Below are 10,213 nucleotides of genomic sequence, written 5' to 3'. Positions count from 1 at the left end.
GCCGAAGGCTGCGATCTTTTGATCTTGCTCTAAAAACAAAGTCAAAAGATCGCAGCCTTCGGCAGCTCCTACATGATGGGACGTGGGTATCAGCTCTGGCTATAGCGCTTGCGGTAAGCGCCCGGGGATACGCCGAAGCGTGATTTGAAGGCCGAGGAGAAGTAGCTGGAATCGGAGAAGCCCCAGGCATAACACAACGCAGAAAGCTTTTGCTCGACGTCGGCACGGCGCAGATTTTCGGCGCAGAAATCCAGGCGTCGGTGCTTGATGTACTGAGCGACCACCAGCCCACGCTTGGAGAACATCCGGTACAGCCCGCGCACTGAAACGCCCACCTCCCGGGCAATCAACTCGGGACACAGTTCCTCGTCGCTGATGTGCTGGTCGATGAAGGCAATGATCTTGCGAAACTGCCGCTCATGGGAATCACCGGCGTTGTCCTGGGCGCTGATCCCCGGCAGCAACAGGCTGGCGAGCGCGTCGAGGACGGCTTCGCTCTCCTGCATGTCCAGGCCTTCCTGCTGACGAGTCTCCAGAATAAGCCTGTGGGCCATCGTGGCCAGGGGACTGCTGGCAGCGATGCGCGTGGCGCAATTGACCGCATTGAAATGCGAGCCACGTTCAACCACCTGGCGCGGCAGGATCAGCGACAGCTGACGGGAATCGTCGTTGTAGGTCATGTCGCTGGGGCGGCTGGCGTCGATCAGGGCGATGTCACCACAGCCCAGTTGTGCGCGGTTGTCACCCTGCTCCAGTTGCGAACTGCCGCGCATCTGGAACACTGCGTAATAGTGGCCGTCACTGCTGGTGCTAACGTCCTTGTTGGTGCGATACAGATGCACGTGCGCCATGTCGACCACACTCAGGTTGATCGCACCGCTGCGAAATTCCGCCAGTTCGCCATAGAACTCAGTGTCCAATGCCCGGGCATCGAAACGCCCGCAGGCCTGGTTCACCTGGCTCAACCAACTTTCGAACGCCTCGTTGCGCACCGTCGATGCTGTAATCATGTCCGCAGAGCCTCACGTGTTTTTGTTGTTATTTTTCGACCGCTTCGTCGAGCGGTTCGAGTGTCATATTCCAGCCGTCTCCTCCCTCGACAGCCGCCGGGCGCCCATTCAACAGGCTCCGGCGTCGGCTTTCCAGCCTTGAAAGCGCTTAGATGTCCAATACCAGACGAGCGGAAAGCGCTCGTGATACGCAGGCGCAAATTTGTTTGTTGGACGCCTTTTCCTTGTTCGACAAACAGTTGTCGCGGTGCTCCGGCAAACCGTCCAGCACTTCGACGATACAGGTTCCACAGATGCCTTCACGGCACTCGGTATCGATGTCGCAACCATGGGCCTGCAACACGTCGACCAGGCTTGAATCAGCCGGCACATGCAGCACCACGCCGGAGCTGGCCAACTCCACTTCGAAACTGCCGGTTGGCGCGCTGTTGGCTGCCGGGTCCGCTGCGAAGTGTTCCAGGTGAATGGCGTCGTCCGAGCGACTGCGACTCGCCACTTCCACCACTTTGTTCATGAACGGCGCAGGGCCGCAGGTGTAGACATGGGCTGCGTTGCCGGCACGCTCCAGGCATTCGCTCAGGGCGCCGTCCAGATCCGCCGGTTCGACGCCGTAGTGGAATTCCACGTTGTCAGCGAATTCGGTCGACAACAGTTCGGTAAACGCCGCGTACTGCGCCGCACGGGCGAAGTAATGCAGGCGGTACGACTGGCCGCTTTCAGTCAGGCGGTAGGCCATGCTCAGCAGCGGCGTGACGCCGATGCCGGCAGCGAACAGCACGTGTTCAGTGGCCTGCGGATCGAGGCGGAACAGGTTGCGCGGCGCGCCCATTTCCAGCTCCATGCCCTCTTCGACCTGCTCGTGCAGCGCCGCTGAACCACCACGCGATTGTGCTTCTTTCTTCACCGCCACCAGATAGGCGCGGCGATCCTGTGGCGGGCTGCACAGGGAATATTGACGGGTTACGCCGGTCGGCCCGGTCAGGTCGACGTGGGCACCCGGTTCATAGGTGTCGAGCGGCTGGCCGTCACTGCGCACGAGGCGAAAGGAACGGATATCCAGCGCTTCGTCGACGATCCTTTCGATTTTCACCTTCATCATGGCATCACCTGAATTCTGTTGTTTCTGTTAAACATTGCTTGAACCAAATCCCCTGTGTAGGAGCTGCCGCAGGCTGCGATCTTTTGATCTTGCTTCTAAAAACCAACATCAAAAGATCGCAGCCTGCAGTGTAGGGTTGAGCCAGCTCCTACAGGGTTATTATCCGGTCGTGAAATCAGCGCATGAACAAGCCGCCGTTGACGTCCAGGCACGCTCCCGTGACAGAGGTGGCGTTGTCGGCAATCAACAACAGCACGCTGTCGGCGATGAACGCCGGATCACCGAGAGTGCCCGCCGGGATCATCTTGAGGATCTGTTCCAGACGCTCCGGCGCCACGGTTTCGCGCACCACCGGCAAGTCCAGTGGACCTGGCGAGATGCTGTTGACCGTCACGCCTTGAGGGGCCAGTTCACGGGCGAACACCTTGGTCAGTGTCGCCACGCCGCCCTTGGCTGCCGCGTAGTGCGCGCCGGTGGCGGTGCCGCCGTTCTGCCCGGCCAGGGACGCGATGTTGACGATGCGACCGAAGCCGCGCTCGGCAAAGTGCGCGCCGAACACCTGGCAGGCTACGAAAGTGCCGCGCAGGTTGATCGCCATCGACTCATCGAATTCTTCCGGCGTGATGTCCATCAGCGCCGCGACTTTCGACACGCCAGCGTTGTTGACCAGAACGTCGGTGCCACCCCAGCGCTCGGCGAGCAGGTCACGGGCACGCTGGAAGTCTGCCTTGCTGCGAACGTCCAGCTCGATGGCAACGGCAGTGGCGCCGCTGCCGTCCAGCTCGGTGGCCAGCTGCTGCACACCGTCCAAGCGCACATCGGCCAAACCGACGCGATAACCCGCTGCGTGCAGACGACGGGCGATGCACTCGCCCAGCCCGCGCGAGGCACCCGTTACAAGGGCTACTCGACTCATGATGTTGCCCTCACAAAAGGAAGCCGAGCGCGCTCAGGCTGTCGGTGGAGTTGATCAGGCGAACCACCTTGCGCTCCAGCGATGGCACGCCGTCGGTGAAGCGGATGCGGTGGTTCAAGTCGGCCACGAACGGCGTGTGCACGCCGCGCTTGTAGGCGTACAGCAGCTGCGCGGAGTTGACTTCGACGATGTCGCCGGCCGCTTCCACCAAGCGGAAACGCGAGACGGTGCGGATGGTTTTCGCCGCGTCCACGGCCGACGGCGAGTAGCCGGCGGTCAAGCGTTCGATGCGCAGGTCACGCATGCGTGCATCGTCGTAGGCGTAGTTGAGCGTCGCCTCGAAATCTTCGGTGTCCGGGTCGATCGGCACGATGTACTTGCCGCTCTCGCTCCACAGAGTCGCCCACTCGGCGTAGTTCTTGTGGTCCAGCAGCTCGGCTTCGCGCCAGATGAATTCGATGGCCTGGGCCAGCGGGCCGGTAAAACCGGTCAGGGTGTCGTGATTGCTCATTGGCTCATCATCCTTTTCCACATGTCGTAGGCACCGCGCATGCCGCCTTCGTCGGTGGCGTGGCTGACTTTGTCGCCGTTTTCTGCGGTGATTTCGCGGTTCAGGCCGCGGTTGACCAGAATCGACGCGTTGACGCCGGCATAGGAGCCGCGCTGCACGCGGTCCCAGGCCTCGGCGTCATCAGGGCTGCCGAAACCGAACGGCCCCTGGAAGTGTTCGTGGATACGCATACGCTCGCGGTTGGCGATTTCCGGGCCGCCGTCCATGCCCAGGGCAACGTGACGGATTTCAGTTTCGGTGACCGACACTGGACGCAGCACGCGGAAGAACGACATCGACATCGCCACGTTCGGGAACAGGTTCAGGTTGAAACCGGCGCCGTGCAGCGAGCGCACGATGCGGCGCACCTGATCGGCCGGCATGGTTTTCGACAGCTCTTCAGTGACGTGGGCGAAGCGTTCCTGCAACTGCTCAGTGCCGTCGTCGTGATCCAGGTCGACGTGCTCCGGCACCATCACCATCACGCTGTGGCCGTTGCCCAGCGAGTGGGTCACAGCCTGTTCGTCGGTCATGAACGAGAGCATTTCCGAGGTTTCTTCATCCACCGACGACATGAACGACTTGTGCACGATCGGGAAGTGGTAACCGTCGGTGGTGTTTTCCAGCTGGATCTTCCAGTTGCCCTTGAAGCTGAACTTGTGTTCGCCCTGGGTCTTGATCGGGTAACCGGCACCCTGCTTCATAAACAGGTCCATCCAGTGCTTGGCGCCGCCGAGGAAGTCTTCCAGCGGTTCGATGTCGTCGTTGTAGCTGGCGAAGACCATGCCGGCGTAGCTCTCGACGCGCAGGCTGGTCAGTGGCAGTTCGGATTTCTCCAGGATGCCTTCGTAACCATCCGGATACGGCAGCGCACGCAGCTTGCCGTCCAGGCCATAGGACCAGCTGTGGTACGGGCAGGTGAAACCGGTGGCGTTGCCCTTGTGCTTCTCGCACACGGTGGCGCCACGGTGGCGGCAACGGTTTTCCAGCACGTTGATGTTGTTCTTCTTGTCACGAACAACGATCACCGGGCGACGGCCGATGGTGGCGGTCTTGAAGTCGCCGCTGTTGCGCACTTCGCTTTCGTGGGCAACCCACACCCAGGTGCGGTAGAAAATCTTGTCCAGCTCGGCTTCGAACAGCGCCGGGTCGTTGTACAGCGAGACGTCGACGCGGTCGTGCTGGACCAGCTCTTCGGGGCTTCTCGACGTTGCGATCAGCGGGTATTCATGAGTGCTCATGCGGTTCTCCTCATGGCTTCTTTTTATGATTGGGTTATGGAGCCGGGGGCTAACCGACCATGCTCTGTTGCAGTTGCGCCCCGAAGGCGCAGACCACTTCGTCCTGACCTTTGCGACCGACGATTTGCAGGCCGACTTTCAGCCCGCCGCAATCGAGTTCCACCGGCACCGTCAGCGCCGGATGGCCACTGAGGTTGAAGGGTCGTACCAGTGGGGTCATGCCGGCCACAGCCTTGCTGCCAGCGCGCGCTTCACTGAGGGTCGGCGGCAAGCTCGGCAGCGTCGGCAACAGCAGCACGGCAAAGTCTTCCAGCGCCGCGTCCACCTGCTGGGTGAAACGGCTGCGTACGGCTTCGGCCTCGGCCAGTTCCTGGCGGGTGGTACGGCTGGCCGCCAACAAACGTGTTTCCACATCGGCGCCGATCAGGCCTTTGCCGGTCAGGTGACCGAACGCGGACCAGTTTTCAAAATTGATGACCGTCAGGCCGGCAACGAATGCCGCTTCGAACTCGCTCAACTGCAGGTGGCTGCGCCGCCATCCGGCACGGTCAGCGGCGGCGCCGAGGCTCGCTAGCAGGTGCGCATCGCAGGCCACGTCGAGGAAGCCGACCTTGGCACCGTCAGCCGGCAGGCCCTGCACGTTGAAGCCGGGGCAGATCACCTGCATGGCTGCGATCAAATCGTCCATGGATTTGGCGAACGGCCCGACGCAATCGAGGCTCGATTCCAGCGGATGCGCACCAACACGGCTGACACGTCCGTAAGTGGGCTTGAGCCCGGCGATGCCGCAGCAGGCCGCTGGCACACGCACCGAACCACCGGTGTCGGTGCCGATGGCGATGTCCGCAAGGCCTGCTGCGACCGCCGAAGCCGAACCGCTGGACGAACCGCCAGGTACGCGATCAGGGGCTTGTGGGTTGATCGGGGTTCCGGTCCAGTCGTTGATGCCAGTGACGCCGAAGGCCAGTTCGTGCAGGTTGGTTTTGCCAACGATCTGCCAGCCAGCTTCGAGAATTGCGTCCACGACGTCGGCGTTTTTCGTTGCTGCCGGTGCGTCAGCAAAGGCGCGGCTGCCCGAACGGGTCGGATAGCCGGCGATGTCGATGGAGTCCTTGATGGCAACGCGTTTGCCGTTGCCGCCGAGGAGAAATTCGCTGATGAAGGTGCTCATGCGCATGCCTCCTTGGTGAAGAGGTCCTGATTGAACAGGCGTTGCGTGCGGAAATGCGCGATCAGCCAGGTGCCGTCGACGCAGCGGAAATCGATGTTCAGGCGGGTGCCGAACAACTCGTTGCGACCATCGGCGTAGGTGGAAATCTGCTGCATGATCCACTGCCCTTGCGCGGTCTCACCGTCGACCAGAATCGACTCGCTGGTGAGGTAGTGCAGGTTCAGTCGGAAGTGGTCCGACGGCGGCAGGTAGCCGCCAACGAACGCGGCCACGGCCTCGCGCCCACGGTGTTGACCGAAGGTTTGCGCGGTCTGGCTGCCGATGCCTTCCCAGATCGTATCGATGCAGAACAGCTCGGCCAGGTCGCTGACGCAGACGGGCGCCCTTGGCACATCGCACAGATCCATGTAGCGCGCCATCAGGCGGCGCACAGCACTTTCCCCTTCGAGCGTCGCCAGACGCTGCAGCAAGGCCTCGTTCATGGCTTACACCTTGGCCGCATCTGGAATGGTCAGCGGGCGACCGATGCGCGCTTCTACCTTGGCGTAGCGCCACAGGCTGTATTCGTTGACCGGCGTGGTGCGGAACAGGTTGCAGGCGTCGATCACCGACTGGTGGCAGTCGACGTCGGCCATGATGTAGACGGTCCATGGCGAAGTGGTCGAAGGGCCGACCATCAGGCGGTCATCGTCCATGGCGCCGAGCACGGTGATGCCAGGCATGGCGCCGAGGTCGCCCATCATCTGGCTGAAGCCTTTCCACACGCTCAGGCCTTCACCGGTGGGCAGGTCGAAAAAGTTCTGGGTAATGCCGATGCAGAAGACGACGCGCAACGGTTCCTGGGTAGCTTGGGACATGCTGTTGATCCTTGAATAAGTGATGAAATCGTTAAATTCAGATGTAGCCCGGGAACGGCTGCACGCCGAGGAACACCGAGCCTGCGCCGTCGTACAGGCCTTCGCTGAGGAAGGCGTGCTGGGTCACCACCATCGAATCGCGCAGGTAGCGTTGCAGCGGGTGGTGCAGGTAAATGGCGGTGGTGCCGGCCAGGCTGTAGGCGCTCTGCACGACGGCGGCGCCGGCCTGGGACACATGGATCGCCGACAGACGCAGTTGGCTGGTTTGCTCCGGGGTGACCGGGTTGCCGGCCAGGATCGATTCCCACACCTGTTCGGTGGTGCTGTAGAAGAAGCTACGGGCGGCGGCGAGCTTGGCTTCGGCCTTGGCGATTTCGATGCGAACGTAGGCGCGGTCGGACAGTTTCGGCGCGCCGGTGATACCCGAGCCACCTGCCATGCGGCTGATTTCGTCGAGGGCAGCGCGGGCAAGGCCCAGGTTGACCACGGCCAGCACTTGCGCGGCGTAGGCGATCGACGGGTAGCGGAACAGCGGCTCGTCGATGGTCGAAGCACCGCCACGGATGAAGGTCCAGCGCTCGTCGACGCATTTGTTTGTCACACGCAGGTCATGGCTACCAGTGCCTTTAAGGCCGACCACGTCCCAGTTTTCGATGATTTCCACTTGATCCGGGCGGAACACGGCAGTGCGAGGCTTACCGCCCGCCGCGCCGATGCCGACACCGAGCAGATCAGCGCCTTTGCAGCCGCTGGCGAATTTCCAGGTGCCGTTGACCTGCCAGCCGCCTTCTACCGCTTCTGCAGGTTGCAATGGAAACAGGCCACCGGCGAATACCAGGTCAGGGCTCTCGGCATAGAGTTCGGCCAGGGTTTCCTGGGGCAAAGCGGCCAGATAGACACCGGCGCTGCCGAAACTGGCCACCCAGCCCGCTGAACCGTCAGCTTCGGAGATGCGCTCGATCATTTGCAGGAACAGGCCCGGGGCCAGTGCGTCACCGCCGAAGCATTTCGGCGTGGCGGCACGGTAGATGCCCACCTGCTTGAAGCGTTCGATCATGTCCCGTGGCACATGGGAAACAGCGTCGAATTCGTTACGACGCTGGCGCACTTCTTCCAGGACCTGAGCGAAGGCGAGGCTGTCGACGCCCTTCTCGTCAACGCCGATCAGAGCGTCTTGTTGCGCGACCGCTGAACGCAGCATGGGCTTTCTCCGTTTTGCTTATTGTTAGTGGGCTTAACCGTTACCACCTGTAGGAGCGAGCTTGCTCGCGATGGACGTCAACGATAACGAGCCCAGTCTGGATGGCCGCGTTGTTCAGACGTTTTTCGCGAGCAAGCCTCGCTCCTACAGGGGATCTGCGTGGTCACCCTTGCATTGAGGTCCAGTGTAAAAACCGCACCACGACACAACTATTGGTGCGTGCAGCCCCCCAACTAAAGAAAACCCCTAGGCCAACACCCGTTACCTCTGAGCGCATCCCCATGCGCGAGCGGGTATAAAACGCCATACTTGCGACTGAACCGGTCGCAACCCTCTGTCGCCAAGGGCTGTACGATGTATTTGCCAAAACCGAACGACTTTTATGCGCTGATCGAAGCCATGCCGCTGTGCATCATTCTTCACGATGCACACACCAAGGAGATTCTGTGGGCCAATGCCGCGGCATTGGCGGCGCTGGGGTTTACCCTGGAAGAACTGACGCCACTCAAAGCGCCGGACATGACCCGTGATGCCCCGAAGTACCGGCGCTCGGTCGGTTTACGCTGGCTTGAAGGCGCCGCCCGCACCGGGCAACGGGCAATCGAGTGGTGCTACCGCTCCAAGCAGGGAGTGGAGATTCTGTCCGAGGCCGTTGCCACATTGGTGCATCTGGACGGTCGCGATGTGCTGATGGTGCAGTTCCGCGACATTTCCAAGGAAGACAAGGTCAAGCGCGACCTCAAGCGTTTCGAAAGTCGCCTCAAGGCTTTCATGCAGGATTTGGCCGAAGGCGTGGCGGTGCTCGGTCCCGAAGGCGATATCCGTTTTATCAGCGACTCCGGCGCGCACTTGCTCAACAGTGAAGTGCATCAACTGATGGGGAAAAACTTCCTCGCCTGGTGCGACGAGGCTTCGCGCCAGCGCCTGGGGCAGCAGTTCGCCAATGAAACTCCGGAACACGCGCCCTTCAGCGTCCACTACAAAGTGCAACGGCGTGACGGACAGTGGCGCTGGCACGACGCAACGTGCCGCTACATCGAGATTGAAGACGACCTGGTCGGTCATCTGCTGCTGTTTCGCGACGTCACCGAACAGGTGCAAGCCGAAGAGGCACGAAGGGTCAGCGAGCAGAAGCTGGAGTACCTGGCGCGCTACAACGCCATGGGTGAAATGGCCGTCGCTATCGCCCACGAGCTGAGCCAGCCCTTGGCCGCGACCCGCAACTTCATCGAAGGCACGGTGATTCGCCTCGGTAACGCGGGCGGCACCGACGAGGGGGTCACCTGGGGTTTGCAGAACGCCGTGCGGCAGATCGAGCATGCCTCGGTGATCATCAAGAGTGTGCGCGACTACGTGGTCAAGCTGGAGAAGAGCGAAGAACTGATCGACCTCAATGAGCTGCTGCGCGAAACCCGCTATTTCATCAGCCTGCGGGCCGACCCGAGCGTGATAAAGGTAGAAGTCATCACCGCCCCCGGGCCGCTATGGGTCAGTTGCGAAAAAGTCCTCATCGGCCAGGTGATCCTCAACCTGGCGTTCAATGCGATCGAAGAAATGGCCGACCTGCCCATCGAACGCCGCGTGCTGCGCATTCATGCCAGCGCAGATGATGGTGTCGCGCTGGTGCGCATCGAAGACCGTGGCCGCGGCATCCAGGCCCAGGCGCAGGAAAAACTGTTCGATGGCTTCTTCTCGTCCAAGGTCAGCGGCAACGGCATCGGCCTGGCATTGTGCAAGAACATCATCGGCCGCCATCGCGGCGATATCTGGGCGCAGAACCTGGAGCCTTGTGGGGCGGTGTTCAGTTTTACCCTTCCCCTGACGCCCGCCCTATAAAGCAAAAGATCGCAGCCTGCGGCAGCTCCTACAGAGGAAGACTGTCCATTGTGGGAGCTAGCCTGCTAGCGATGAGGCCGGCACCTCCAGTATCAATGTCGCCTGACACTCCGCCATCGCTAGCAGGCTAGCTCCCACAGTGTTTTTGGTTGGTCGCAGAATTTGCGTACACCCACTGGACCTGTGGGAGCGGGCTTGCCCGCGAAGGCGGAGTATCAGGCGACATTGACACTGGAGGTGCCGGCCTTATCGCGAGCAGGCTCGCTCCCACAAAGGGCCCGCTCGCGCATCCCGATTCCAACACCCCGCCTATCACCTCCCACCCCCAATCC

The 10,213-nt window shown here is 61.5% G+C and carries 10 protein-coding genes; 1 reads left to right on the top strand and 9 read right to left on the bottom strand.

Annotated elements, in window-relative coordinates:
* Positions 1-89: 89 nt before the first annotated feature.
* The 9 genes from feaR to ACRESJ_RS20770 all read right to left on the bottom strand — a co-directional run bounded on the left by feaR (position 90) and on the right by ACRESJ_RS20770 (position 8,045).
* Complete coding sequence (gene feaR / locus ACRESJ_RS20810; protein ID WP_431759580.1) at positions 90-1,010, bottom strand: transcriptional regulator FeaR; 921 nt, start codon at positions 1,008-1,010, stop codon at positions 90-92.
* Between the two features lie 148 nt (positions 1,011-1,158).
* On the bottom strand, positions 1,159-2,109 hold the full coding sequence (locus ACRESJ_RS20805; protein WP_431759579.1) for a PDR/VanB family oxidoreductase: 951 nt from the start codon (positions 2,107-2,109) through the stop codon (positions 1,159-1,161).
* A gap of 175 nt (positions 2,110-2,284) precedes the next feature.
* Entirely contained in the window at positions 2,285-3,025 is a 741-nt protein-coding gene (locus tag ACRESJ_RS20800; RefSeq protein WP_431759578.1) for an SDR family NAD(P)-dependent oxidoreductase, read from the bottom strand.
* Between the two features lie 10 nt (positions 3,026-3,035).
* Positions 3,036-3,536 carry an aromatic-ring-hydroxylating dioxygenase subunit beta gene (locus ACRESJ_RS20795; protein ID WP_431759577.1) on the bottom strand — a complete coding sequence of 167 codons (501 nt, stop codon included), beginning with the start codon at positions 3,534-3,536 and terminating at the stop codon, positions 3,036-3,038.
* The gene (locus ACRESJ_RS20790; protein WP_431759576.1) at positions 3,533-4,816 is read right to left on the bottom strand and encodes an aromatic ring-hydroxylating oxygenase subunit alpha; all 1,284 of its coding nucleotides are present in this window, start codon (positions 4,814-4,816) and stop codon (positions 3,533-3,535) included. Before ACRESJ_RS20790 ends, ACRESJ_RS20795 begins: the two co-directional genes overlap by 4 nt.
* Positions 4,817-4,865: 49 nt before the next feature.
* Positions 4,866-5,987, bottom strand: a complete 1,122-nt coding sequence (locus tag ACRESJ_RS20785) for an amidase (protein ID WP_431759575.1) — start codon at positions 5,985-5,987, stop codon at positions 4,866-4,868.
* The gene (locus tag ACRESJ_RS20780; protein ID WP_431759574.1) at positions 5,984-6,469 is read right to left on the bottom strand and encodes a nuclear transport factor 2 family protein; all 486 of its coding nucleotides are present in this window, start codon (positions 6,467-6,469) and stop codon (positions 5,984-5,986) included. Before ACRESJ_RS20780 ends, ACRESJ_RS20785 begins: the two co-directional genes overlap by 4 nt.
* Before the next feature lie 3 nt (positions 6,470-6,472).
* On the bottom strand, positions 6,473-6,844 hold the full coding sequence (locus tag ACRESJ_RS20775; RefSeq protein WP_431759573.1) for a hypothetical protein: 372 nt from the start codon (positions 6,842-6,844) through the stop codon (positions 6,473-6,475).
* A 37-nt stretch (positions 6,845-6,881) separates the two neighbouring features.
* Positions 6,882-8,045 carry an acyl-CoA dehydrogenase family protein gene (locus ACRESJ_RS20770; RefSeq protein ID WP_431759572.1) on the bottom strand — a complete coding sequence of 388 codons (1,164 nt, stop codon included), beginning with the start codon at positions 8,043-8,045 and terminating at the stop codon, positions 6,882-6,884.
* A 354-nt stretch (positions 8,046-8,399) separates the two neighbouring features.
* Here ACRESJ_RS20770 and ACRESJ_RS20765 point away from each other — a divergent pair, with 354 nt between their 5' ends.
* Entirely contained in the window at positions 8,400-9,881 is a 1,482-nt protein-coding gene (locus tag ACRESJ_RS20765) for a PAS domain-containing sensor histidine kinase (protein ID WP_431759571.1), read from the top strand.
* The last annotated feature ends 332 nt before the right edge of the window (positions 9,882-10,213 follow it).

The sequence above is a fragment of the Pseudomonas sp. genome (assembly GCF_050739655.1).
In the GTDB taxonomy this organism is placed as follows: Bacteria; Pseudomonadota; Gammaproteobacteria; order Pseudomonadales; family Pseudomonadaceae; genus Aquipseudomonas.
Note: the sequence above shows the minus strand (reverse complement) of the source record. Positions and strands in the feature narration are given on the sequence as shown.